Source organism: Mycobacterium sp. NGS63, from assembly GCF_059812295.1.
The window spans coordinates 58980-82150 of sequence record NZ_JCALCJ010000008.1; the positions used below are offsets into that span (position 1 = coordinate 58980).

Annotated in this window: 21 protein-coding genes and 1 riboswitch; of the genes, 9 read left to right on the forward strand and 12 right to left on the reverse strand. The window is 70.6% G+C overall.

The genetic code is table 11. From position 1 onward, the window contains the following. Positions 1–3 precede the first annotated feature (3 nt). Positions 4–756, reverse strand: coding sequence for a molybdate ABC transporter substrate-binding protein (gene modA, locus AC5Y4Z_RS20180; protein ID WP_499966457.1), 753 nt, complete (start codon positions 754–756; stop codon positions 4–6). A gap of 152 nt (positions 757–908) precedes the next feature. Between modA and AC5Y4Z_RS20185 the strand changes: the two genes are divergently transcribed. From AC5Y4Z_RS20185 to AC5Y4Z_RS20195, 3 genes are all read left to right on the forward strand, one after another. Next, positions 909–1586 carry an SDR family oxidoreductase gene (locus AC5Y4Z_RS20185; RefSeq protein ID WP_499966734.1) on the forward strand — a complete coding sequence of 226 codons (678 nt, stop codon included), beginning with the start codon at positions 909–911 and terminating at the stop codon, positions 1584–1586. A 53-nt stretch (positions 1587–1639) separates the two neighbouring features. Continuing rightward, on the forward strand, positions 1640–2557 hold the full coding sequence (locus AC5Y4Z_RS20190; protein ID WP_499966459.1) for an LLM class F420-dependent oxidoreductase: 918 nt from the start codon (positions 1640–1642) through the stop codon (positions 2555–2557). 175 nt (positions 2558–2732) lie between these two features. Continuing rightward, entirely contained in the window at positions 2733–4124 is a 1392-nt protein-coding gene (locus tag AC5Y4Z_RS20195; RefSeq protein ID WP_499966461.1) for an NAD(P)/FAD-dependent oxidoreductase, read from the forward strand. 105 nt (positions 4125–4229) lie between these two features. Here AC5Y4Z_RS20195 and AC5Y4Z_RS20200 read toward each other — a convergent pair whose 3' ends face one another. The 11 genes from AC5Y4Z_RS20200 to AC5Y4Z_RS20250 form a co-directional block, all read right to left on the reverse strand. Further along, positions 4230–4874, reverse strand: coding sequence for an urease accessory protein UreD (locus AC5Y4Z_RS20200; RefSeq protein WP_499966462.1), 645 nt, complete (start codon positions 4872–4874; stop codon positions 4230–4232). Beyond that, complete coding sequence (gene ureG, locus AC5Y4Z_RS20205; RefSeq protein WP_499966464.1) at positions 4875–5555, reverse strand: urease accessory protein UreG; 681 nt, start codon at positions 5553–5555, stop codon at positions 4875–4877. 10 nt (positions 5556–5565) lie between these two features. Continuing rightward, on the reverse strand, positions 5566–6207 hold the full coding sequence (locus tag AC5Y4Z_RS20210) for an urease accessory protein UreF (protein WP_499966465.1): 642 nt from the start codon (positions 6205–6207) through the stop codon (positions 5566–5568). Next, a complete protein-coding gene (locus AC5Y4Z_RS20215) occupies positions 6207–7940 on the reverse strand; it encodes an urease subunit alpha (protein ID WP_499966466.1) in 1734 nt (577 codons plus the stop codon). Before AC5Y4Z_RS20215 ends, AC5Y4Z_RS20210 begins: the two co-directional genes overlap by 1 nt. Further along, positions 7937–8251, reverse strand: coding sequence for an urease subunit beta (locus AC5Y4Z_RS20220; protein ID WP_499966467.1), 315 nt, complete (start codon positions 8249–8251; stop codon positions 7937–7939). The genes AC5Y4Z_RS20215 and AC5Y4Z_RS20220 overlap by 4 nt, the downstream gene beginning before the upstream one ends. Further along, a complete protein-coding gene (locus tag AC5Y4Z_RS20225) occupies positions 8248–8550 on the reverse strand; it encodes an urease subunit gamma (protein WP_499966468.1) in 303 nt (100 codons plus the stop codon). Before AC5Y4Z_RS20225 ends, AC5Y4Z_RS20220 begins: the two co-directional genes overlap by 4 nt. Positions 8551–8612: 62 nt before the next feature. Further along, positions 8613–10202 (reverse strand): APC family permease, encoded by a 1590-nt coding sequence (locus tag AC5Y4Z_RS20230; RefSeq protein ID WP_499966469.1) that lies wholly within the window; start codon positions 10200–10202, stop codon positions 8613–8615. A 70-nt stretch (positions 10203–10272) separates the two neighbouring features. After that, positions 10273–11652 (reverse strand): PPE family protein, encoded by a 1380-nt coding sequence (locus AC5Y4Z_RS20235; RefSeq protein ID WP_499966471.1) that lies wholly within the window; start codon positions 11650–11652, stop codon positions 10273–10275. Continuing rightward, on the reverse strand, positions 11649–12959 hold the full coding sequence (locus AC5Y4Z_RS20240; RefSeq protein ID WP_499966736.1) for a PPE family protein: 1311 nt from the start codon (positions 12957–12959) through the stop codon (positions 11649–11651). Before AC5Y4Z_RS20240 ends, AC5Y4Z_RS20235 begins: the two co-directional genes overlap by 4 nt. Before the next feature lie 713 nt (positions 12960–13672). After that, a complete protein-coding gene (locus AC5Y4Z_RS20245; protein ID WP_499966473.1) occupies positions 13673–14836 on the reverse strand; it encodes an agmatinase family protein in 1164 nt (387 codons plus the stop codon). A 114-nt stretch (positions 14837–14950) separates the two neighbouring features. Next, positions 14951–15013, reverse strand: a riboswitch (guanidine-III (ykkC-III) riboswitch). Positions 15014–15335: 322 nt separating this feature from the next. Next, the gene (locus tag AC5Y4Z_RS20250) at positions 15336–15761 is read right to left on the reverse strand and encodes a PaaI family thioesterase (protein ID WP_499966475.1); all 426 of its coding nucleotides are present in this window, start codon (positions 15759–15761) and stop codon (positions 15336–15338) included. Positions 15762–16011: 250 nt separating this feature from the next. Between AC5Y4Z_RS20250 and AC5Y4Z_RS20255 the strand changes: the two genes are divergently transcribed. From AC5Y4Z_RS20255 to AC5Y4Z_RS20280, 6 genes are all read left to right on the forward strand, one after another. Next, on the forward strand, positions 16012–16431 hold the full coding sequence (locus AC5Y4Z_RS20255; RefSeq protein ID WP_499966477.1) for a BlaI/MecI/CopY family transcriptional regulator: 420 nt from the start codon (positions 16012–16014) through the stop codon (positions 16429–16431). Between the two features lie 14 nt (positions 16432–16445). After that, positions 16446–17396 carry a M56 family metallopeptidase gene (locus tag AC5Y4Z_RS20260; RefSeq protein ID WP_499966478.1) on the forward strand — a complete coding sequence of 317 codons (951 nt, stop codon included), beginning with the start codon at positions 16446–16448 and terminating at the stop codon, positions 17394–17396. Between the two features lie 94 nt (positions 17397–17490). After that, positions 17491–18945 (forward strand): NADP-dependent phosphogluconate dehydrogenase, encoded by a 1455-nt coding sequence (gene gnd, locus AC5Y4Z_RS20265; protein WP_499966480.1) that lies wholly within the window; start codon positions 17491–17493, stop codon positions 18943–18945. 37 nt (positions 18946–18982) lie between these two features. Next, entirely contained in the window at positions 18983–20419 is a 1437-nt protein-coding gene (locus AC5Y4Z_RS20270; protein ID WP_499966481.1) for a GuaB1 family IMP dehydrogenase-related protein, read from the forward strand. A 190-nt stretch (positions 20420–20609) separates the two neighbouring features. Next, the gene (locus AC5Y4Z_RS20275; protein WP_499966482.1) at positions 20610–21974 is read left to right on the forward strand and encodes a hemolysin family protein; all 1365 of its coding nucleotides are present in this window, start codon (positions 20610–20612) and stop codon (positions 21972–21974) included. Further along, entirely contained in the window at positions 21971–23020 is a 1050-nt protein-coding gene (locus tag AC5Y4Z_RS20280; protein ID WP_499966483.1) for a hemolysin family protein, read from the forward strand. Before AC5Y4Z_RS20275 ends, AC5Y4Z_RS20280 begins: the two co-directional genes overlap by 4 nt. Positions 23021–23171: the final 151 nt, after the last annotated feature.

A 23171-nucleotide genomic window follows, 5' to 3' on the forward strand; every position in this document is an offset into this window, starting at 1 on the left:
GGCTCAGGGTTTGGCGAAGCCGTACTGGGCCAGGACGTTTTGACCGGCGCCGCCGGTCACCAGGGCCACGAACTTCTGCGCCAGCGCTTGTTGGGGCGCCTTCTTCAGCACCCCGATCGGATAGACGTTCACCGCCCCGGCGGCCTGCGGGAAGGTGACGGTGGCGACCTTGTCGCCCGCGGCGCGGGCGTCGGTGACGTACACCAGCCCGGCGTCGGCCTGGCCGGTGGTGACCTTGTTGAGGACGTCGGTGACGCTGAGTTCCTCACTGAGCGGGTTCAGGCGCACCCCGCTGCCGTCCTCGATGCGCTGGGTCGCCGCGCCGCACGGCACCGGTTTCTGGCAGATCACCACGCCCAGCCCCGGCCGGGCGAGGTCGGCCAGCGAGCCGACGTTCTTCGGGTTGCCCGGTGCGGTGACGATGACCAGCGTGTTCGAGGCGAAGTTCGCCGGGTCGCCGGCGAGCAGGCCCGCCTTGGCGACGGTGTCCATCTGCGCGGTATCCGCCGAGGCGAAGACGTCGGCCGTCGCGCCCTGGGTCAGCTGTGTGGCCAGCTCCGAGGAGCCGGCGAACTCGAAATCGACGCTGCTGCCGGGGTTTTCGGTCTTGAACTGGCGACCGATTTGAGTGAACGCCGGCTTCAGCGAGGCCGCTGCGAACACCACGACCTTGGCGTCGGCCCGGGACGGCGGCGTCGAACCGCACCCGGCCAGGACCGCCGCCAGCGCCGCCCACACCACCGCGATCCGCCGCATGGCAGCACCCTAAAGCGTGCCGATGACGGAGTGACGCCCGGATAGTTACCAAAAATTGTCCGCGCGTCGCGGGGCTCGGGATTTCGCCAAGTAGCTACCGTCCAGTAACATTGGCAGGACTATAAGCGTTCGACGTCGAACCGAGGGGAGGTCTGCCAGTGGAGGTACTGGTCACCGGCGGAGACACCGAGCTGGGACGCACGGTCGCCGAAGGCTTCCGCGACGAAGGGCACAAGGTAACCCTCGTGGGCGCGCGCCGCAGCGACCTGGAGATCGCTGCCAAGGAACTCGACGTGGACGCCATCGTCTGCGACACCACCGACCCGGCCAGCCTCGCCGAGGCGCGCGGGTTGTTCCCCCATCACCTCGACACCATCGTCCACGTGCCGGCACCGGCCTGGGACGCGGGTGACCCGCGCACCCACTCGATGTCCGACACGGCCAAAGCCTGGCACAACGCGCTCGACGCGTCGGTGCTGTCGGTGGCCCTGACCGTGCAGGCCGTCGGCGATCACCTCCGCTCCGGGGGCACCATCGTCAGCGTGGTCGCGGACAACCCGGCCGCGGGCAGCGTCGACGCCGCAATCAAAGCGGCCCTGTCGAATTGGACCGCCGGACAGGCCAGCGTTTTCGGAACCCGCGGGATCACGGTGAACGTCGTGGCCAGCGGGCGCAGCGCCCAGCCCGGCTACGACGGCCTGTCCCGCACGCCCCCGTCGGTCGCGGCGGAGGTCGCCCGCCTGGCGCTGTTCCTCACCACCCCGGCGGCCCGCCACATCACCGGCCAGACCCTGCACGTCAGCCACGGGGCGCTGGCCCAGTTCGCCTGAGGGCGTAATTCGAGCCGTATCCCGCCGCGCCGCGCGGCATTACGGTAGATCGCGTGGCTATTCGACTCGGTCTGCAGATTCCCAACTTCTCCTACGGCACCGGGGTGGAGCAGCTCTTCCCCACCGTCCTGGCCCAGGCCCGCGAGGCCGACGAGGCCGGCTTCGACTCGGTCTTCGTCATGGACCACTTCTACCAACTGCCCATGCTCGGCGATCCCGACCAGCCGATGCTGGAGGCCTACACCGCGCTGGGCGCGCTGGCCACCGGGACCCAACGGGTGCAGCTGGGCACCCTGGTGACCGGCAACACCTACCGCAACCCCACGCTGCTGGCCAAGATCATCACGACGCTGGACGTGGTGAGCGGCGGTCGGGCGATCCTGGGCATCGGCACCGGATGGTTCGAGCTCGAGCACGATCAGCTGGGCTTCGAGTTCGGCACCTTCACCGACCGGTTCAACCGGCTCGACGAGGCGCTGCAGATCATCCTGCCGATGATCAAGGGGGAACGGCCGACGTTCTCCGGCAAGTGGTATCGCGCCGAGCAGGCGATGGCCAATCCCCGCTTCCGCGACCACATTCCGTTGATGATCGGGGGCAGCGGCGAGAAGAAGACGATCCCGCTCGCGGCGCGCCACTTCGATCACCTCAATGTGATCGCCGGGTTCGACGAGCTGCCCGCCAAGCTCAAGGTGGTCCGCGAGCGCTGCGAGGAGATCGGGCGCGATCCGGCCACGCTGGAAACCAGCCACCTGACCACAGTCGTCGTCGACGACAACTTCAAGGCCGACCAGATTCCCCCCGGGATGGATCAGCGGATGGTGGTCGGCAGCGCCGACTCGGTCGCCGAGCAGATCAAGTCCAAGGTGCTGGACGCCGGGATCAGCGGCGTAATCATCAACATGCCGTTCTACACACCGGGTGTCATCGCCGCGGCCGGCGAAGCCCTGCGCCCGTTGGTCGGGCTGTAACGCACGTCGCATTCGGCGGCCGACATGACGAGCATCACGTCGGCCCGACCAGCCCCGATGGCGCGATGTGGTTCATTGCACACGCTAATAATCTGGGTTTCGCCGTATCGGCTCACTAGCGTGATAGCTAACTGATCTCGCGCGTCCAGGAGCCCCCGTCAGGAGCAACCCAAACATGAGCCCGCAGCCAGAATTCACTGCTGCACCCAAGCGTCGTCACCAGGTAGTCATCATCGGTTCGGGATTCGGCGGACTCAACGCGGCAAAGAAGCTCAAGCACGCCGACGTCGACATCAAGCTGATCGCCCGCACCACCCACCACCTGTTCCAGCCGCTGCTGTACCAGGTGGCCACGGGCATCATCTCCGAGGGCGAGATCGCCCCGCCCACCCGCGTGGTGCTGCGCAAGCAGCGCAACGTCCAGGTGCTGCTGGGCAACGTCACCCACATCGACCTGGCCAACCGGAGTGTGGTGTCCGAGCTGCTCGGACACAGCTACGAAACCCCTTACGACAGCCTGATCGTCGCCGCCGGTGCCGGTCAGTCGTACTTCGGCAACGACCAGTTCGCCGAATTCGCGCCGGGCATGAAGTCGATCGATGACGCGCTGGAGCTGCGGGGCCGGATCTTGAGCGCCTTCGAGCAGGCCGAGCGGTCCAGCGATCCCGAGCGCCGCAAGAAGCTGCTGACCTTCACCGTGGTCGGCGCCGGCCCCACCGGTGTCGAAATGGCCGGGCAGATCGCCGAATTGGCCGAACACACGCTGAAAGGCGCGTTCCGCCACATCGATTCGACCCGGGCGCGGGTGATCCTGCTCGACGCCGCCCCCGCGGTGTTGCCGCCGATGGGTGAGAAACTGGGCGAGCGGGCGCGCGCGCGGCTGGAGAAGATGGGCGTCGAGATCCAGCTGGATGCGATGGTCACCGACGTGGACCGCAACGGCATCACGGTGCGCGACTCCGACGGCACCGTGCGGCGCATCGAGTCGGCCTGCAAGGTGTGGTCCGCCGGCGTGCAGGCCAGCGGGCTGGGCCGGGATCTCGCCGAGCAGTCGTCGGCCGAACTCGACCGGGCCGGCCGGGTCAAAGTCCTTCCCGACCTGTCAATCCCCGGGCACCCCAACGTGTTTGTCGTCGGCGACATGGCCGCGGTCGAGGGCGTGCCGGGGGTGGCGCAGGGCGCCATCCAGGGTGCCAAGTACGTCGCCGGCACGATCAAGGCCGAGCTCGGTGGGGCCGACCCGGCCGAGCGCGAGCCCTTCCAGTACTTCGACAAGGGCTCGATGGCCACGGTGTCGCGGTTTTCCGCGGTCGCCAAGATCGGCCCGCTGGAGTTCAGCGGCTTCATCGCCTGGCTGATGTGGCTGGTGCTGCACCTGGTGTACCTGATCGGGTTCAAGACCAAGATCACCACGCTGCTGTCGTGGACGGTCACCTTCCTGAGCACGCGGCGGGGCCAGCTGACGATCACCGACCAGCAGGCCTTCGCGCGAACGCGGCTCGAGCAGCTGGCCGAACTGGCGGCCGAGGCCCGCGGCTCCGCGGCCGTCGCGCGGGTTGCCAGCTAGCCCGCGAACGCGTCGGCCGGGATCGATTGTGAATCCTGGGCGGGAAGATCGCCCCGAATCCCGCCACTGGCTCACACTGAAAGCCCTCAGCTCACTCTCGACGAGCTAGCCGGTCAGCCGGTCGGCCTGCCAGGTGCTCAGCGTTCCGCCGCCCGCCAGCGCCAGCACGGTCCACCCGTCGAGCGCGGGACCCAGATCCTCGGCGGGGTAGCGCAATTCGTTGACGGCGGCGCGCGGTGCGCAAATCGCGTCGTCGGCCAGCGATCCCGCGCCCAGCTCCACCCGGTGGCGCAGCAGCGGGCGGCCGTCGCGGTCGGCGCGCAGCGACCCCGACCAGAACCCTTCGCGCTCACCGCATCTGCCGATCTGCACCCGCTCGCGAAACCGGATCCGGCCCTCGTCGCGCAGGGACAGGGCCACGCTGGACACGTGCCGGGCCGCGGCGGCGACCACGGTCGGCTCGAGGTCGACGTCGAGGCAGCCGGTCACCTCGATCTCCCAGTGCGCGTGCGACGTCGGGGAGCCCGCCCCGGGCAGGGCGACGGTCGCGGCGGCGCTGCGCAGCCGCAACCGGCCGCCGCGCTCGACGACGACACGGATGGCGATGGTGTCGCCGCCCACCGGCGTGGCCGCCGCCGACACCAGGTGCACGGTGCCGGGCGCGGTGCAGCGGGCCTGGACGCCGCCGCCGCGGCATTCGATGCGCGGCACCCGGTTGCCGGACGCGACCAGCAGGACCTCGGAGTGCATCTACGGCGACGCGGCCAGTTGGTCGCGCACCCAGGCCAGCGCCTCGGTGGCGGCCGGGTCCTTGGTCAGTGACTGCATGACGGTGGGCCGGCCGCCGCGCACGGCGCCGGCGTCGCGCTCCATCACCTGCAGGTCGGCGCCGACCAGCGGCGCCAGGTCGATCTTGTTGACCACCAACAGGTCCGAGTAGGTGACGCCGGGCCCGCCCTTGCGGGGCACCTTGTCCCCGCCGGCCACGTCGATGACGAAGATCTGCACGTCCACCAGGCCCGACGAGAAGGTGGCCGTGAGGTTGTCGCCGCCGGACTCGACCAGGATCAGGTCGAGCGCCCGGTGATCCGCGTGGGCGGCGATCAGGTCGTCGATCGCGTCCAGGTTGGCGGTGATGTCGTCGCGGATCGCGGTGTGCGGGCAGCCGCCGGTCTGCACCGCGGCGATCCGGTCGTCGGGCAGCACCGCGTTGCGGCGCAGGAAGTCGGCGTCCTCGGTGGTGTAGATGTCGTTGGTGAGCACCGCCAGCGACAGCTCGTCGCGCAACTGCCGGCACAGCGCGGCGACCAGCGCCGTCTTGCCGGAGCCGACGGGCCCGCCAACGCCGATGCGCAGCGGCTCGCCCGGCCGCCGGACCCGCTTCGGCCGATCGTGAACGGGATGCGGGTGGGTGTGGGAATGCGTTGGCATGCTTGGCCTTTCAGGATGCGAACAGGGGCCGCTCGCGCTCGGAGTGCTGCTGGGCGAGCGTGTCGAGCAAGGGATCGGACAGGTCGGCCAGCCCCTTGCCGGCCTCGGCGGCGGTGCTCGCGCACAGGCCGGACAGCTCGAAGGTGACGGCGGCGACCGCGGCGGGGTCCAGCGCCAGCAGCCGCTGGGCGGCGGTGGCCGAGCCGGTCATCGTGGTGTACACGACGTGCAGCGCGCTGTGTTCGGGCAGCAGGCCGCTGCACGCCCCGACACGCCCGGCGGCCACCGCGAGGTGCGGGCGCGGGCCCAGGTCGTCGAAGTCCGCGTCGGGCCAGACCCGCCGCGCCAGCCGCGCCAGCCCCCTGCCCTGGCTGCGCGAGGCGTGCCGGGCCGCGGGTGCCGGTGTGCGCGCGTCGGTTTCGGCGTCGGCGTCGTCGACGGAGAGGTCGCCGCGGTGCACCGCGGCCGCCACCGATCCCGAGACCAGTCCCTGGGTGCGAATCCTGCGCACCAAAAACGCCTTCAGCGTGACCAGGTCGGCCACCATGCCCTGGGCGACGGCCTCCTCGACGCCGCCGGAGTGCACGTGCGCGCCGGTGGGCAGCCGCGAATCGGCCAGCGCGAGCAGGGTGGTCAGTGCGGGCTCGAACATCAGAACAGGAAATATCGTTGCGCCATCGGCAGTTCGGTCGCCGGCTGCTCCGGCCAGACCTCGCCGTCGATGCGCACGGTGAACGTGTCGGGGTCGATGTCGATGGCCGGCATCGCGTCGTTGAGCGGTAGGTCGGCCTTGCCGATGTGGCCGACGTCGCGAACGGGCACCAATTGCCGGTTCACCGCCAGCTTTTCGGCCAGGCCCGCCTCGATCGCCTGCGGCGCCACGAAGTGCAGGGAGGTGGCGGCCGACGTGGCCGGCGCGGCGCCGAACATCGGGCGCGGCAGCACCGGCTGGGGCGTCGGGATCGATGCGTTGGCGTCGCCCATCGCCGCCCACGCGATCGCGCCGCCCTTGAGGACCAGGTGCGGACGAACCCCGAAGAACTTGGGCTCCCACAGCACCAGGTCGGCGAGCTTGCCCACCTCCACCGAGCCGATCTCGTGATCGAGGCCGTGCGTGATCGCCGGGCAGATGGTGTATTTCGCGACGTAGCGCCGCGCGCGGTTGTTGTCTGCGGCTTGGGGGCCAGACGGGTCGCCGGGCAGTGCGCCGCGGCGGCGCTTCATCACGTGCGCGGTCTGCCAGGTGCGGATCACCACCTCGCCGATGCGGCCCATCGCCTGCGAGTCGCTGCCGATCATCGAGATCGCGCCCATGTCGTGCAGCAGGTCCTCGGCGGCCATCGTCGATCCCCTGATGCGGCTCTCGGCGAACGCCAGGTCCTCGGGCACCGCCGGGTTGAGGTGGTGACACACCATCAACATGTCCAGGTGCTCGTCGAGCGTGTTGACCGTGTGCGGGCGCGTCGGGTTGGTGGAACTGGGCAGCACGTTCGGCTCGGCCGCGACCCGCATGATGTCGGGCGCGTGCCCGCCGCCTGCACCCTCGGTGTGATACGTGTGGATCGAGCGGCCGGCGATGGCACCCAGGGTGTCCTCGACGAACCCCATCTCGTTGAGCGTGTCGGTGTGCAGCGCCACCTGCACGCCCGCCGCGTCGGACACGGTCAGGCAGGCGTCGATGGCCGCGGGTGTGGAACCCCAGTCCTCGTGCAGCTTGAAACCCGAAGCGCCGCCGCGTAATTGCTCCCACAGCCCCTCGGCGTTGACGGTGTTGCCCTTGCCGAGGAGTGCGAAGTTCAGCGGCCACGAATCCAGCGCCTCCAGCATCCGAGCCAGATGCCATTCGCCGGGCGTGACCGTGGTGGCCTTGGTGCCCTCCGCGGGCCCGGTGCCGCCCCCGATGATCGTGGTGATGCCCGACCCGAGCGCCTCGGGCATCAGTTGCGGGCAGATCAGGTGCACGTGGCAGTCGATCGCGCCGGCGGTCAGGATCCGGCCGTTGCCGCCGATAACCTCGGTGGACGGGCCGACGACCAGGTCCGGGTGCACGCCCGACATGACGTCGGGGTTGCCGGCCTTGCCGATGGCGACGATCCGGCCGTCGCGAATCCCGATGTCGGCCTTGATGATTCCCCAGTGGTCGACGATCACCGCGCCGGTGATCACGGTGTCCGGCGCGCCCTCGGCGCGGCTCGCGCGCCCCTGGCCCATCGATTCGCGCAACACCTTGCCGCCGCCGAACACGGCCTCGTCGCCGGCCAGACCCGGTCCCCCGCTGCGGTCTTCGGTGATCTCCACCAGCAGGTCGGTGTCGGCCAGCCGGATCCGGTCGCCGGTGGTCGGGCCGAACAGCTCGGCGTAGCGCTGCCTGGATAGCGACGTCATGCGGGGTCGAGCCGTCCGGGCGGGTTGAGGCTCAGGCCGTGCACTTCGCGCCGTCCCCGCAGCGGGACGAGCCGGACGGTCTGGGCGATGCCCGGCTCGAAGCGCACCGCGGTGGCCGCCGGGACGTCCAGCCGGTAACCGTGGGCGGCCGCGCGGTCGAACGACAAGGCCGCGTTTGCCTGCGGGAGGTGCACGTGGCTGCCGACCTGCACCGGGCGGTCGCCGGTGTTGACGATCCGCATCTCCAGGCGCTGGGCGCCCGCGTTGATGTCGATATCGCCCGTGCCGTAAAGGATTTCGCCGGGAATCATGGGATGGGGTGATGCACGGTGACCAGCTTCGTGCCGTCCGGGAACGTCGCTTCCACCTGCACGTCGTCGATCATCTCGGGCACTCCCTCCATCACGTCGTCGCGGCTGAGCACGTCACACCCGCTGGCCATCAAGTCGGCGACGCTGCGGCCGTCCCGCGCGCCCTCGAGGATGTGGTCGGTGATGACGGCGACGGCCTCCGGGAAATTCAGGCGTAGCCCCCGGGCCCGGCGCCGCCGGGCCAGCTCGGCGGCGTAGGACAGCATCAGTCGCTCTTGCTCGTGCGGGGTGAGGAGCATGGCTGTAAATCCTGCCAGTCGGGGCCTTGCGGCCCCAACGGGCTACACCGACCGCCCGGCCGCTACCGCGCCGGGATGGCGTCGGCGTAGGGGGCGTCGCTCTTGGCGTAAGAGCGGGAGAACGCCATGTACACCAGGCCGAAGCCGATGATCAGGCCCGACATCAGCAGGACCACCCAGTTGTCGTACCAGGGTGCCTCGGGGGTGCGCGGCCAGCAGACGTTGACGATGGCCGACACGCCGTAGATCAGGGCGCCGACGTTGACGAGCATCCCCCAGCGGCCCAGCTGGTATTTGCCGGTCGGTTTCCAGCCCTTGAGCCTGGCGCGCAGCGCGGCCAGCACCACCATCTGGAACCCGAGGTACACCCCGACCGTGCCGAAGCTGACCAGCTTGTTGAGCGGGTGCGCGGACAGCAGGGCGGCGAGGATCAGTCCGCCCGGGATGATGACCGCGGCGAGCAGGGAGTACGGCGGCACGTGGCGCTTGTGGTTGAAGTGCGCCAGCAGCTTTGACCCGATGATCATGCCGTCGCGGCCGTAGGAGAAGATCAGCCGGCTCGCGGCGGCCTGCAGGCTCAGCGCGCACGACACGAACGAGATCAGCACGATGCCCAGCACGATCCGCGACCCCATGTCCCCGAACGCGCTCGCCAGGATCGTGTCGATCGGATTGGTGTCCTCGCCGCGGATCACCGCGCCGAAGTCGGTGACCGACAGGATCAGGCTCAGGCAGACGAATGTCGATGCGGCCCCGCCGATGTAGATGGTGCGGCGCATCGCCTTCGGGATCTGGATGCCGGGGTTGCGCACCTCCTCGGCGACGTCGCCGCACGCCTCGAACCCGAAGAACTGGTAGAGGCCGATGAGGCCGGCGGCGAAGAAGGCGGAAAGGAAGCTGTGGTTGCCCTCGGCGCCGAAGCTGTGGAACAGCACGCCGAGCCCGTGGAACCGGTGGGAGATGAGCAGCCACACGCCGACCACCAGGGCGCCGATCAGCTCGGCGGTGAAGCCGAAGATCGCGAAGTAGCCCAGGATTTTGGTGCCGGTCAGGTTGATCAGGGTGGCCACCGCCAGCACGGCCAGGCCGCAACAGACCTTGGCCGGCACGGTCGGCGCGAAGCCGAACATGGCCGCCACGTACGGGCCGGCGCCGAAGGCGGCGTCGGCGATCAGCGCCAGCAGGCAGAACATATAGATCCACCCGGTCATCCACGCCCATTTGCGTCCCCACAGCCGGCGCGCCCACGGGTACACGCCGCCGGCCACCGGGAACTGCGCGACGACCTCGCTGAAGACGAGCGCCACCAGCATCTGTCCCGCGCCGACGATCAGCAGGCTCCAGATCATCGGCGGGCCGGCGGTGGCCAGCGCGAACGCGAACACGGTGTAGATGCCGACCACCGGCGACAGGTAGGTGAAGCCGAGCGAGAAGTTCGCCCACGGGCTCATGTCGCGCTTGAACTCCGAGGAGAAGCCCAGCGCCTTCAGCTGCGCGAGGTCCTCGTCGTCGGCGCCGGTGTCGGGCGCGACCTCGGTGGCCGCGCCGGTGCGCAGCCGCGCGTCGTCCACGCCGTCGTGCGCGGGTACGCCCGCCGCGATGTCCTCGGCCACTTCGCTCTCCAGCCTGTTGTCAGTACCGGCGAACTTCATGAAAAACAATTGAACCGACCCCAATCGTCGAAATCTGTTGTGTTACTGCAGGTTTCGCAACTTCTTTGCACTACTTTTCCGAAGCCTCCTTGATCAGCGTGGAGGCCGTGCGCTTGAGCACATCGCGCTGCCTGGTCACGTCGGCGATCGCCTTGCGCAGCTGGTTGAGTTCGTCGCGCTCGCTGAGCGCGCCGTCACCCTCCGCCGCGGCGGACGGTTTGACCCAGCGCGCCGCGGCGTCGTCGTCCATGCCGGATTCGCCGGGCAGCGCCGCGACGACCTTGTGCCGGGACCGCGTGCGGGGCGCGTCGCCGCGCGGCGCGTTGACCACGCTGGCCACCGGCCCCATCGGCATGCCGCCGTAGAACCCGCCCAGCCCGGCCTCCGGCGCGCCGCCCAGCCCGGTGGCCGGCAACGCGGTGGCGGCCAGCCGGATGCCCGGAGACGCGCTCCAGGACTGGGGCACCGACAGCTTGCCGACGGTGGCCGCCTCGCCCATCCCGGCCGTGGGTCCCGACGAGCCCACCAGCGACGAGCCGGCCTGGCCCGCCCCCGTCACGTCGGAGGCGGCGGTCGCCGGCGCCGACAGCGCACTCACCAGCGGGTTCCAGGCCGCGGCCACCGGTGGCGCCAGGGTCAGCATGGCGCCGGACGCGTCGAAGTTGAGCCCCTCGGAGAGGATCTGATAGCCCACCGTCCCGCCGCTCAGCGTGTGGAACGTCTGGAACGGGTAGCTGTTCAGCACATTCAGGATCGGGTTCGGCCCGTTGAGGTAGTCGATAATCGGGTTTGACGCGGGCGTGGCGGCCGCGGATCCCGACGACATGCTCTGCAGCAGGTTCGGCACGTTCGAGGCGGTCGCCTGGGCGGTGGCCTGGCCGACGGCCGGGCCCTGCGCCGTGGTGCCGGCCTGGTTGGTGGTCTGCGGCGGTTCGGTGAATGACGCCAGCTTCGTCGCGGCCGCCGAGGCGCCCGCGTAGCCGTACATCGCCGCGGCGTCCTGGGCCCACATCTCGGCGTACCGCGCCTCGGTGCTCGCGATCGCCGGGGTGTTCTGCCCGAAGGTGTTGGTGGCGACCAGCGACGCCAGCAGCGCCCGGTTCACCTCGATCTCCACCGGGGGCACCGTCGCCGCGAATGCCGACTCGTAGGCCGCGATCGCCGACCCGAGCTGGCCGGCGGTTTGCGCGGCCTGCGCGGCGGTCGCGGTCATCCACGACAGGTACGGGCTCACCGCGGCGGCCATCGACGCCGACGACGGGCCCACCCACGGCCCGCCGGCGAGCGTGGCCACCACCGCCCGGTACTCGCTTGCCGTCGAACTCAGCTCGGTGGCCAACGTGGTCCAGGCGGTCGCGGCCGCCGCCAGCGACTCCGCCCCCGGGCCCGCGTACATCCGGGCGGAATTGACCTCGGGCGGCAGCCCCGCGAAATCCAGGAGGGCAATCACAGCATCGCCTCCTTGATCAGGCGTGCCGCCGCGTCGCGCTCCATCGCGGCTTCGGCGATCTCCTTGCGCAGCTTGTCGAGCTCCTCGCGTTCCCCGGCGCTGAGCGCGCTGGCGACGTGCCGGACCGTGCGCTGCGGTTGCGGGGCCGGGGCGGGCGCCCCCTGCTCGGGGGCCTGCTCGCCGGGCATCGCCGGAACGACCTTTTGGCCCGTGCCCGATCGGGTGCGGGTCTGTTCGCCGCGGGGAGCGTTGACCAGGCTGCCGACGGGCGGGATGCCGCCGAGGAAGCCTCCCTGCCCCTCGGCCGCCGCCGCGGCGCCCGGCGCGGCCTCGGCCAGCGGCGATGCGCTGCTGGCGAGCCGGATCCCCGGCCCGGAAGTCCAGGACTGCGGTACCGACAGTTTGCCGATCGAGTCCGCCCCGCCCACGCTCGCCGAGATGGGTCCGCCGGTTCCCGGCCCGGCCGAATTGACCAGGGCACCCAGACCTGCGTCGGGCGCCACGTCGCCGGCCACGGCCGCGGCGGTCGGCACCGCGAGGCCGTAGAGGCCGCCCAACAAGGGCGTGATGCCGGACGCGGTGAACAGGAAGCCACTGATGACCAGGGTCCAGTTACCCGCATCGGTGGTGAAGACGTTGAGGGCCTGGCCCGTGGTGGTGCCGAGTACTTCCTCCAGGAACGAGATCGGGTCGAACGCGCCGCCCGTCCCCAGGGCCTGAAGCGCGCCGGGGACCAGGTCCATCGCCTGATTCAGCCCCGACGCCGTGCCCGGGACGGCCGCGGCCTGGGTGACCGCGGCGGCCTGGGCGGCGGTCCCGGCCGGGTCGGTGGTCTGCGGCGGCGCGGTGAACGCGGTCAGCTTCGTCGCGGCCGCCGACGCACCGGCGTAGCCGTACATCGCCGCGGCGTCCTGGGCCCACATCTCGGCGTACTGCGCCTCGGTGGCCGCGATCGCCGGGGTGTTCTGGCCCAGGATGTTGGTGGCCACCAGCGCCGCCAACAACGCCCGGTTGACCTCGATCTCCGGCGGCGGCACGGTGGCCGTGAACGCCGCCTCGTAGGCCGCCACCGCCGACTTGAGCTGGCTGGCGGCCTGCTCGGCCTGCGCGGCCGTCACGGTCATCCACGACATGTACGGGGCCACCGCGGCGGTCATCATCGTCGACGACGGGCCCACCCAGGGCCCGCCGGTGAGCTCGGCGATCGCCGACCGGTACCCGCTCGTCGCGAAATTCAGCTCCGCCGCCAGCCCGTCCCACGCGGCGGCGGCCGCGACCATCGGGCCCGGGCCAGCGCCCGCATACATCCGCCCGGAATTGAATTCGGGTGGAAACAACGCGAAATCCACCGCTAACCCCCCCTAGCAAGCGCGTCCGGCGCAAACTTTGCGGCCGCCACCACTTCCCGAATGGTGGTTTGGCGCAAGCCTTTGAATTCAAGACGCGGCGCGCGATATGGTGTCCCCCTCGATGTGCGTATCACCGCACCGATGTGCATATCGCCATACCGGCGCTGAGGTTGCCGCACAAGTGCTTAATAGTGTCAGCCAACCCTGTAGTGGTCCTGGTTAACTCCTGGGAATTAGCTGGGAGGCGTTGGATCCCGGCTCCCGCGGACGCGCGCCGGCGAACTCGATACGGCCCGGCAAGACGTGGCCCGCCCAGGCTCACCGCCGATCGGCGGGGGCCGCACCCGGCCGTCACGGAATGTCGCGCCGGGCACACGACCGGCTCGCCTGGGCATGGCGGCAAAGCCGTTGTCCGGCAGGCGTTTCAGTGCGTCGACGGGAACGTACGACGCCACCGCCCGCGGCGGCGGCCGGCGCCCGCCGGCGCACGGCCGTTCGGAATCGATCGCGCCTCCGGCGGACGATGTGCGCGGGCGCCGCGGCGAGCCGTCTCGGGCCACCGCCAGGCCGGAGCCCGCCCGCGGGGTTGGCTTTGCCGTCGGTCGGTCGAGCAACCGACCGTGCCGCCCGGGCGGACGGCCGGGCGGCGCTCGTCGGGCCCCGCGGGACGCCTAGTCGCTGTATGGCCCCCACGCGTGCCGCTTCATGGCGGCGGGTTTCTTGCCGAGCTTTCCGGCGCGCACCATGACGGCCAGGCTGTCCAGGATGACCCGGCTGCTCATCAGGGCGGTCTGCTCGGCCCAGTCGTAGGGCGGCGAGCACTCCACGACCTCGATGCCGTTCAGCCCGGGCTCGGAGATCAGCCGGATGAGGTTGAGCGCCTCGCGGGGCAGCAGGCCGCCCGGCTCGGGCCAGCCGGTGCCGGGCACGAAACCGGCGTCGATCACGTCGATGTCGAACGACAGGTACACCGCCTTGGCGTCCTTCCACGCGGTCTCCAAAGCGATCTCGGCGACCTTCTCGATCCCGACGCGCTCGACGTCCCCGACGGTGATCACGGTGCTGCCGCGCTGGCGGCCGACCCGGACCCCCGCGCGCGGGGCCTGCCAGCCGCCGATGCCGATCTGCACCAGGTTGGTGGCCGGCGCGTTCTTGATGTTGGTGGCGTGGAACCACGGCGTGGTGTGCATCCGCTCGTCGAGGTCGGATTCCTGGGTGTCGACGTGGCGGTCGAAGTGGATGATGCCGACGTTGCCGTCCATGTGCGGGGCCAGGCCACGCACGGTCGGGAACCCGATCGAGTGGTCGCCGCCGAGGATCACCGGGAACACGCCCTGCGAGACCACGTGGGACATGGCGGTGCTGATCTGGTCGAACGACTTCTCGATGTTGGCCGGAATGGTGACCACGTCGCCGATGTCGACGATGTTGAGCTGCTCGCGCAGGTCCACCCCGAGCTCATAGCAATAGGTGCCGAACAGGTTGGTGGAGCGGCGGATCCCCATCGGGCCGAACCGGGTGCCCGGCCGGTAGGTGGTGCCGGCGTCCAGCGGCGCCCCGAAGACGGCCACCTCGGCGTCGCCCACGTCGTGCACGTCCTCCAGGAAGGGGCACTTCAGGAACGTTCCCCGCTCCCCGGCGAAGTGCGGCAGCTCGCCCCGCGCGAACGTCGACAGCGTGCGGTCGTTGATCGTGGGGGCGGCCTCCAGCCCGTGGCTGATGCACCGGTCGATCTCCTCGCGGTGGCGGCGGGTGGAGAGCTCGGCTTCGGCCTGCTGGGCCCACGCGCCTTCCCGGTTGGGAATGTCGGCCTGCCCGGCGAACGGATTGATCATCACTAGTCCTCTCGTCGCGAAATTTCACGGCGGAGGATGCCCCGGCGACCGGTGTCTAAGCGGAAGGCGGAGCCACGAGCCCGTTTTCGGTGATCCGGCGCGCCAGGCATCCCGCGGTCACCGTCTTGTCGCTTTCCGGGTACGGCGAACTCGTCCGGGCGGCCAGTGCGGCGCGCCGCTATAGAAGGTACCGGGTCGCTTTGCGTCCGCAACTTAGGCGGTGCTCGTGTCCCGCCACGACGACGGGCGCGGTAGCCGTCGCGCGGGCGGCCGAGCTATAGCCCTATCGAAAAACCTTCCACGCCAAGCCATTTCACCGCCGACCGGGCCGCGGGGCGCCGGCGCGCGGCTGCTGGGAAGTTGCTGGGAATTTCGGCCCCGCGCCCTGGCATCATCTCGCGAGGGTGCGTGTCTGTACGGCGACGCGCCGGTCGGCCCGGCATTTTGCGGACGCTCGGCGTCGGGGGACGCTCGGCGCCTGGGGTGGCCGGTATCGGCGTTAGGCCTCGAGGTTCTGCAGCCGCACCTGGCCCCTGGCCACCGCCCGCTCGTCGTCGTCGGTGATCGTGACGAGCCACAGCTGCTGGCGCCGGCCGCGATGGATCGGTTCGGCCGTGCCGTGCACCGTCCCGGAACCGATCGAGCGCAGGAAGTCCGTGTTGTTGTTGACGCCCACCACGTTGCCGCCGTCGCCCTTGGTGTTCAGCCAGGTGTAGGCGGCCACGCTGGCCATGCTCTCGATCACCGAGCAGTAGACGCCGCCGTGCACCAGGCCCATCGGCTGCAACAGCTTGGGGGTGACCTCGAGTTGGGCGCGGGCGCGATCGGGGCTGAGCTCGGTGAACCGCAGCCCCAGTTCGCGGTCGAACGGCGCGGAGAAATCTGGCGGCAGGATCGCGTCGGGCTGAGGCACGTTCGGAGGCACGTTCAGTGTCTACACCATCGAGAAACAGGCGAGCCCCGCGCTGGGCGCGGGGCTCGCCGATCGAGTAGACCGGGGGTCACTGCAGCCCTCAGGACTCTGCCGCGGTCATTGTCGCTCGACCGCCATCAGCATAGGCAAGGCTGTCCTAATTTCGCAAGGGTTAGAGTCGCCTGTGGATCGAGGCTTTCGGTACGACGCCCAGTAGTAAACGGGAGTACGCTTACTTCGACGCTCAGGAGATGAACGAACTATGGCCAAGCTGACCCGGCTGGGGGATCTGGAACGCGCGGTGATGGACCATCTGTGGTCCACGCCGGAACCCCAAACCGTTCGTCAGGTCCACGAAGCGTTGTCGGCGCGACGCGACCTGGCCTATACGACGATCATGACCGTGCTGCAGCGGTTGGCGAAGAAGAATTTGGTCTCCCAGATCCGCGACGACCGCGCGCACCGGTACGCGCCGGTGCACGGGCGCGACGAGCTCGTTGCCGGCCTGATGGTCGACGCGCTCGCCCAGGCAGAGGATTCCGGCGGCCGGCAGGCCGCGCTCGTGCATTTCGTCGAGCGCGTCGGCGCCGACGAGGCACAGGCGCTGCGGCGCGCGCTGGCCGAACTGGAAGCCAATCAACGCAATAACACCCGACCTGCTGGCGCTCCGGCGGAGGACTGAGGGAGACTGGCAGCGTGTCCGCGCTGGCCTTCACCCTCCTCGCGGTGCTGTTGGTCGGCCCGGCGCCGGCTTTATTGGCACGAGCGACGTGGCCCCTGCGCGCCCCGCGCGCGGCGATGGTGTTGTGGCAGGCGGTCGCGCTGGCCGCGGTGCTCTCGGCGTTCAGCGCCGGCATCGCCATCGCCAGCCGGCTGCTCGTGCCGGGGCCCGACGGGCGGCCCACCGCCACCATCCTGGGCGCCGAGGGGCGGCTCGGCTGGCCGCTGTGGACGGCCTACGTCGCGGTCTTCGCGCTGACCGTGCTGGTCGGCGCCCGGCTGACGGTCGCGCTGGCGCGGGTCGCCATCGCCAACCGGCGCCGCCGCGCCCATCACCGCATGGTGGTCGACCTCGTCGGCGTGGGCCACGACGCCGCGCGCACCACGCCCTGCGCCCGGACCCGCGACCTTCGCGTCCTGGACGTCGCGCAGCCGCTCGCCTACTGCCTGCCGGGCGTGCGCAGCCGGGTGGTCGTCAGCGAGGGGACGCTGAGCGCGCTCACCGACGACGAGGTGTCGGCCATCCTCACCCACGAGCGCGCCCACCTGCGGGCCCGTCACGACCTGGTGCTCGAGGCGTTCACCGCGGTGCACGCGGCCTTCCCGCGGCTGGTCCGCAGCACCCACGCGCTGCGCTCGGTGCAACTGCTCGTCGAGCTGCTCGCCGACGACGCCGCGGTGCGCGCCGCGGGCCGCGCTCCCCTGGCACGGGCGCTGGTCGCCTGCGCGTCGGGGCGGGCGCCGTCGGGCGCGCTGGCCGTCGGCGGCACCAGCACGGTGTTGCGGGTGCGCCGGCTCTCCGGGCGCGGCAACAGCCCGGTGCTGTCGGCGGCCGCCTACCTGACCGCCGCCGCGATTCTCGTGGTCCCCACCGTGGCGCTGGTCGTGCCGTGGCTGACGGAGCTGCAGCGACTGTTCAACCTGTAGCGCGAAACGCTTTGGCGGGCCGAAAGTCCGGTATGCCACAGTGTGTGGCGACAGCTTTCCGGAATTGACCTGAATTGACGTGAAAGGCCAAGACATGAGTTCGTCGGACAAGACTGGTACCGCGCAGATCGGCGTCACCGGCCTCGCCGTCATGGGTTCCAACATCGCCCGCAACTTCGCCCGCCACGGCTACACGGTCGCCCTGCACAACCGGTCGGTCGCCAAGACCGATGCGCTGCTCAAAGAGCACGGTGACGAGGGCAAGTTCGTGCGCTCGGAGACCATCGCGGAGTTCCTCGACGCGCTGGAGAAGCCGCGGCGGGTGCTGATCATGGTCAAGGCCGGTGACCCGACCGACGCGGTCATCAACGAGCTCGCCGACGCCATGGAGGAAGGCGACATCATCATCGACGGCGGCAACGCCCTCTACACCGACACCATCCGCCGCGAGAAGGCGATGCGCGATCGCGGGCTGCACTTCGTCGGCGCCGGCATCTCCGGCGGCGAGGAGGGCGCGCTCAACGGCCCGTCGATCATGCCGGGCGGCCCGGCCGAGTCCTACAAGTCGCTGGGCCCGCTGCTCGAGGAGATCTCCGCGCACGTCGACGGGGTGCCGTGCTGCACGCACATCGGACCCGACGGCGCCGGCCACTTCGTCAAGATGGTGCACAACGGCATCGAGTACTCCGACATGCAGCTGATCGGCGAGGCCTACCAGCTGCTGCGCGACGGCCTCGGCAAGACTGCCGGCGAGATCGCCGACGTGTTCGCCGAATGGAACGAGGGCGACCTGGACAGCTTCCTCATCGAGATCACCGCCCAGGTCCTGCGCCAGAACGACGCCAAGACGGGCAAGCCGCTCGTCGACGTCATCCTCGACGAGGCCGAGCAGAAGGGCACCGGGCGCTGGACGGTCAAGTCCGCGCTGGACCTCGGCGTCCCCGTCACCGGCATCGCCGAGGCGGTGTTCGCCCGCGCGCTGTCCGGCTCGGTGGCCCAGCGCAAGGCCACCACCGGGCTGGCCGCGGGACAGCTCGGCGAAAAGCCCACCGACGCAACGCAATTCGTCGAGGACGTCCGGCAGGCGCTGTACGCGTCGAAGATCATCGCCTACGCGCAGGGGTTCAACCAGATCCAGGCCGGCGGCGCCGAATACGACTGGGGCATCACGCCGGGCGACCTGGCCACCATCTGGCGCGGCGGCTGCATCATCCGGGCCAAGTTCCTCAACCGCATCAAGGACGCGTTCGACGAGGACCCCGACCTGCCGACGCTGATCGTGGCGCCGTACTTCCGCAGCGCGATCGAGGCCGCGATCGACGGCTGGCGTCGCGTCGTGGTGACCGCCACGCAGTTGGGGATCCCGATCCCGGGCTTCTCCTCGGCGCTGTCCTACTACGACGCGCTGCGCACCGAGCGGCTGCCCGCGGCACTCACGCAGGGGCTGCGCGATTTCTTCGGCGCGCACACCTACGGCCGCATCGACGACGAGCCGGACAAGCGCTTCCACACGCTGTGGAGCGGCGACCGCAGCGAAGTGCCCGCATAGTCGTGTAAGAGTTCGCGAAGGGGGCAAGCCGAATCCCATGAGGTTTCTCGACGGGCATCGACCCGGCTACGACCTGACCTACAACGACGTCTTCATCGTGCCGAACCGCTCGGACGTCGCGTCCCGGTTCGACGTCGACCTGTCCACCACCGACGGCTCGGGCACCACCATTCCGGTGGTGGTGGCCAACATGACCGCGGTGGCCGGGCGGCGGATGGCCGAGACCATTGCGCGCCGCGGCGGCGTGGTGATCCTGCCGCAGGACCTGCCGATCCCGGCGGTGCAGCAGACGGTGGAGTTCGTCAAGAGCCGCGACCTGGTGCTGGACACCCCGGTCGTGCTGGGGCCCGACGACTCCGTGTCCGACGCGATGGCCCTGATCCACAAGCGCGCGCACGGGGTGGCCGTGGTCGCCTTCGAGGGCCGCCCGATCGGCCTGGTCACCGAGGCGTCGTGCCTGGGGGTGGACCGGTTCACCCGGGTGCGCGACGTGGCCGTGACCGACTTCGTGGCCGCCCCGGCGGGCGCCGAGCCGCGCAAGATCTTCGACCTGCTCGAGCACGCCCCGATCGGCGTCGCTGTGGTCACCCACGCCGACGGCACGCTGGCCGGGGTGCTCACCCGCACCGCGGCCGTCCGCGCCGGGCTGTACACCCCGGCCACCGACGCGCGCGGGCGGCTGCGCGTCGGCGCGGCCGTCGGCATCAACGGCGACGTGGGCGCCAAGGCCCGTGCCCTGGCCGAGGCCGGGGCCGACGTCCTGGTCATCGACACCGCCCACGGCCATCAGATCAAGACGCTGGAGGCGATCACCGCGGTCGCCGAGCTGGGCCTGGGTCTACCGCTGGTGGCCGGCAACGTGGTGTCGGCCGACGGCACCCGCGACCTGTTGGGCGCCGGGGCGAGCATCGTCAAGGTCGGCGTCGGCCCGGGCGCGATGTGTACCACCCGGATGATGACCGGCGTCGGCCGGCCGCAGTTTTCCGCCGTGCTCGAATGCGCCACTGCGGCAAGGGAACTCGGTGGTCATGTGTGGGCCGACGGCGGCGTGCGGCATCCGCGGGACGTCGCGCTGGCGCTGGCCGCGGGCGCGTCGAACGTGATGATCGGGTCGTGGTTCGCCGGCACCTACGAGTCGCCCGGGGACCTGATGCGCGACCGCGACGACCAGCCCTACAAGGAGAGCTACGGCATGGCGTCCAAGCGGGCGGTGGTCGCGCGCAGCGGCGCCGAAACCGCGTTCGACCGCGCCCGCAAGGCGCTGTTCGAGGAGGGCATCTCCACGGCGCGGATGGGCCTGGACCCCGACCGCGGCGGCGTCGAGGACCTGCTCGACCACATCACCTCCGGGCTGCGCAGCACCTGCACCTACGTCGGCGCCTCGACGCTGGCCGAGCTGCACGAGCGGGCCGTCGTCGGCGTGCAGTCGGCCGCGGGGTTCGCCGAGGGCCATCCCCTGCCACTGGGTTGGTAAGCACAACTCGCCTGGACGTCTTGGCTAACATGTGAATTCACGCGAACTTCCGGCTCGCAGCAAAGTGCTGCGCCGCATCGCGGGAAAGGTTTGACGTGCCCCAGGCACGCGTCAAGGCCCGAAGACCGAGCCCGGCCTTCGGGGCCCAGCGGCCACCCACGGCGTTCCCGGCGCCCCTTAAAACCGCGTCATGAACGTCACCGTCACGCTCGTCAGCGTGCTGGCCATCGCGGCGCTGATCTTCGGCAATGCGGTGTTCGTCGCGGCCGAATTCTCGCTGACCGCGCTGGATCGCAGCGTGGTCGAGGCCAACGCCCGCACCGGCGGGCGCCGCGACCGCTTCATCCTCAGCGCCCAGCGCCGGCTGTCGTTTCAGCTGTCCGGCGCCCAGCTGGGCATCTCGATCACCACGCTGGCAACCGGCTACCTGACCGAGCCGATGGTCGAGCACCTGCCGCATCCGGCGTTGCGCGCGTTCGGAATTCCCGACCGGCTGGCCGACGGGATCATCGCGTTTCTAGTGCTGGTGGTCGTGACGTCGGTGTCGATGGTGTTCGGTGAGCTGGTCCCGAAGTACCTCGCGGTGGCGCGCCCGCTGTCGAGCGCCCGCGCCGTCGCGGGCTTCCAGTTGCTGTTCTCGCTCGTGTTCACCCCCGCCATCCGGTTGACGAACGGCGCGGCCAACTGGATCGTGCGCCAGCTGGGCGTCGAGCCGGCCGAGGAGCTGCGCTCGGCCCGCTCACCGCAGGAGCTGGCGTCGCTGGTGCGCAACTCCGCGCGCAGCGGCACCATGGACGCGGCCACCGCCGCCCTGGTGCGGCGGTCGCTGCAATTCGGCGACCTGACCGCCGAGGAATTGATGACGCCGCGCTCCAAGATCGTCGCCCTGCAGACCGGCAACACCGTCGCCGACCTGGTCGCCGCGACGGCCGAGTCGGGCTTCTCCCGGTTCCCCATCGTGGACGGCGACCTCGACGAGACCGTCGGCATCGTGCACGTCAAGCAGGTGTTCGCGGTGCCGCCCACCGACCGCGCCAGCACCCCGCTGACCGCGCTCGCGAAGGACGTGCCGGTGGTGCCGTCGACGCTGGACGGCGACGCGGTGATGGCCGAGATCCGGGCCAACGACCTGCAGACCGTGCTGGTCGTCGACGAATACGGCGGCACCGCGGGCATGGTGACCCTCGAGGACCTGGTCGAGGAGATCGTCGGCGACGTCCGCGACGAACACGACGACGCCACCCCCGACGTGGTCGCCGCCGGCGCCGGCTGGCGGGTCAACGGGCTGCTGCGCATCGACGAGGTCGCCGCGGCCACCGGATTCCGCGCCCCCGAGGGGCCCTACGAGACGATCGGCGGCCTGGTGCTGCGCGAGCTCGGCCACATCCCGGCCGCCGGGGAAACCGTCGAACTGACCGCGCTGGACGCCGATGGCCTGCTGGACGCGTCGGCGCGCTGGCAGGCGACCGTGGTCGGCATGGACGGCCGGCGCATCGACGTGCTCGAACTCGAGCAACTGGGCGGGCGCGCCGAGATAGGACGGGGCCAGCGATGAGCGAGGCGCTGGGGCTGGTGCTGGCGGTCCTGCTGATCGGGGTGAACGCGTTCTTCGTCGGCGCGGAGTTCGCGCTGATCTCGGCGCGCCGCGACCGCCTCGAGGCGCTGGCCGAGCAGGGCAAGACCCGTGCGGTCACGGTGATCCGCGCCGGCCAGCAACTGTCGTCCATGCTGGCCGGAGTGCAGCTCGGGGTGACGGTCGCCTCGCTGTTGCTCGGCCGGATCGGCGAGTCCGCCGTCGCCGGCCTGTTGCGCAGCGGGCTCGGGCTGACCAACATGAACGCGGCGCTGCTGCACACGCTGTCGTTCGTGATCGCGCTGGCCATCGTGGTCACGCTGCACGTGCTGCTGGGCGAGATGGTCCCGAAGAACATCGCGCTGGCCGGCCCGGAGCGCGCCGCGATGCTGCTGGTCCCGCCGTATCTGGCCTACGTGCGGGCGGCGCGGCCGTTCATCGCGTTCTACGACAAGTGCGCCAACGTGGTGCTGCGCGCGCTGGGCGTCGAACCCAAGACGCACCTCGACGCCGCGGTGTCGACCACGGAGCTGCGGGTGATGATCACCGAATCGGTGTCGGAGGGCCTGCTGGACGCCGAGGAGCACACCCGGCTGACCCGGGCGCTGCAGCTGCGCTACCGCATGGTCGGCGAGGTGGCGCGCCCGCTCGCCGACATCGAGGCGGTGCCGGTGGCCGCCGCGGGCTTCGGCCCGACCGTCGGCGCCGTCGAGGACGCCCTGGCCCGCACCGGCTACTCCCGCTTCCCGGTGGTGGACCCGGGCCGCAAGTTCATCGGCTACGTGCACATCAAGGACGTGTTGGCGCTCGGCGCCGACCGCCAGACGGTGATCGACCTGCCCGTGGTGCGCCCGCTGCCGCGGGTGCCCAAGTCGCTGCCACTGGCCGACGCGCTGACCCGGATGCGGCGCAACAACAGCCACCTGGCGCTGGTGACCGACGGCGCGGCCGACGGCGGCGGCGTCGTCGCGATGGTGGCGATGGAAGACCTGGTGGAGGACCTGGTCGGGACCATGCGCGACACGTAACCGGTTCTCCGGCGCGCAGCCCGTATGATCTCCCAGGGCTACCGGCCCGCGCGGGCCTGACCTGCTGTTGCGGGTCGCCCGGATGGCGTTTGTCCGGCTGCCGGTCGGTAGGCTGACGACAAAGTCTTTTGGCGTATTTGCGGCCCAGTGA

Bases quoted from the DNA above. Each gene is read 5' to 3' on its own strand.
- AC5Y4Z_RS20200 (WP_499966462.1), bottom strand. From the start codon at position 4,874: ATGCACTCCGAGGTCCTGCTGGTCGCGTCCGGCAACCGGGTGCCGCGC.
- AC5Y4Z_RS20225 (WP_499966468.1), bottom strand. From the start codon at position 8,550: ATGCTCCTCACCCCGCACGAGCAAGAGCGACTGATGCTGTCCTACGCC.
- AC5Y4Z_RS20230 (WP_499966469.1), bottom strand. From the start codon at position 10,202: ATGAAGTTCGCCGGTACTGACAACAGGCTGGAGAGCGAAGTGGCCGAG.
- AC5Y4Z_RS20240 (WP_499966736.1), bottom strand. From the start codon at position 12,959: ATGTATGCGGGCGCTGGCCCGGGCCCGATGGTCGCGGCCGCCGCCGCG.
- AC5Y4Z_RS20255 (WP_499966477.1), top strand. From the start codon at position 16,012: ATGGCCAAGCTGACCCGGCTGGGGGATCTGGAACGCGCGGTGATGGAC.
- AC5Y4Z_RS20270 (WP_499966481.1), top strand. From the start codon at position 18,983: ATGAGGTTTCTCGACGGGCATCGACCCGGCTACGACCTGACCTACAAC.
- AC5Y4Z_RS20195 (WP_499966461.1), top strand. From the start codon at position 2,733: ATGAGCCCGCAGCCAGAATTCACTGCTGCACCCAAGCGTCGTCACCAG.
- AC5Y4Z_RS20280 (WP_499966483.1), top strand. From the start codon at position 21,971: ATGAGCGAGGCGCTGGGGCTGGTGCTGGCGGTCCTGCTGATCGGGGTG.
- gnd (WP_499966480.1), top strand. From the start codon at position 17,491: ATGAGTTCGTCGGACAAGACTGGTACCGCGCAGATCGGCGTCACCGGC.
- AC5Y4Z_RS20245 (WP_499966473.1), bottom strand. From the start codon at position 14,836: ATGATCAATCCGTTCGCCGGGCAGGCCGACATTCCCAACCGGGAAGGC.
- AC5Y4Z_RS20210 (WP_499966465.1), bottom strand. From the start codon at position 6,207: ATGTTCGAGCCCGCACTGACCACCCTGCTCGCGCTGGCCGATTCGCGG.
- modA (WP_499966457.1), bottom strand. From the start codon at position 756: ATGCGGCGGATCGCGGTGGTGTGGGCGGCGCTGGCGGCGGTCCTGGCC.
- AC5Y4Z_RS20220 (WP_499966467.1), bottom strand. From the start codon at position 8,251: ATGATTCCCGGCGAAATCCTTTACGGCACGGGCGATATCGACATCAAC.
- AC5Y4Z_RS20275 (WP_499966482.1), top strand. From the start codon at position 20,610: ATGAACGTCACCGTCACGCTCGTCAGCGTGCTGGCCATCGCGGCGCTG.
- AC5Y4Z_RS20215 (WP_499966466.1), bottom strand. From the start codon at position 7,940: ATGACGTCGCTATCCAGGCAGCGCTACGCCGAGCTGTTCGGCCCGACC.
- ureG (WP_499966464.1), bottom strand. From the start codon at position 5,555: ATGCCAACGCATTCCCACACCCACCCGCATCCCGTTCACGATCGGCCG.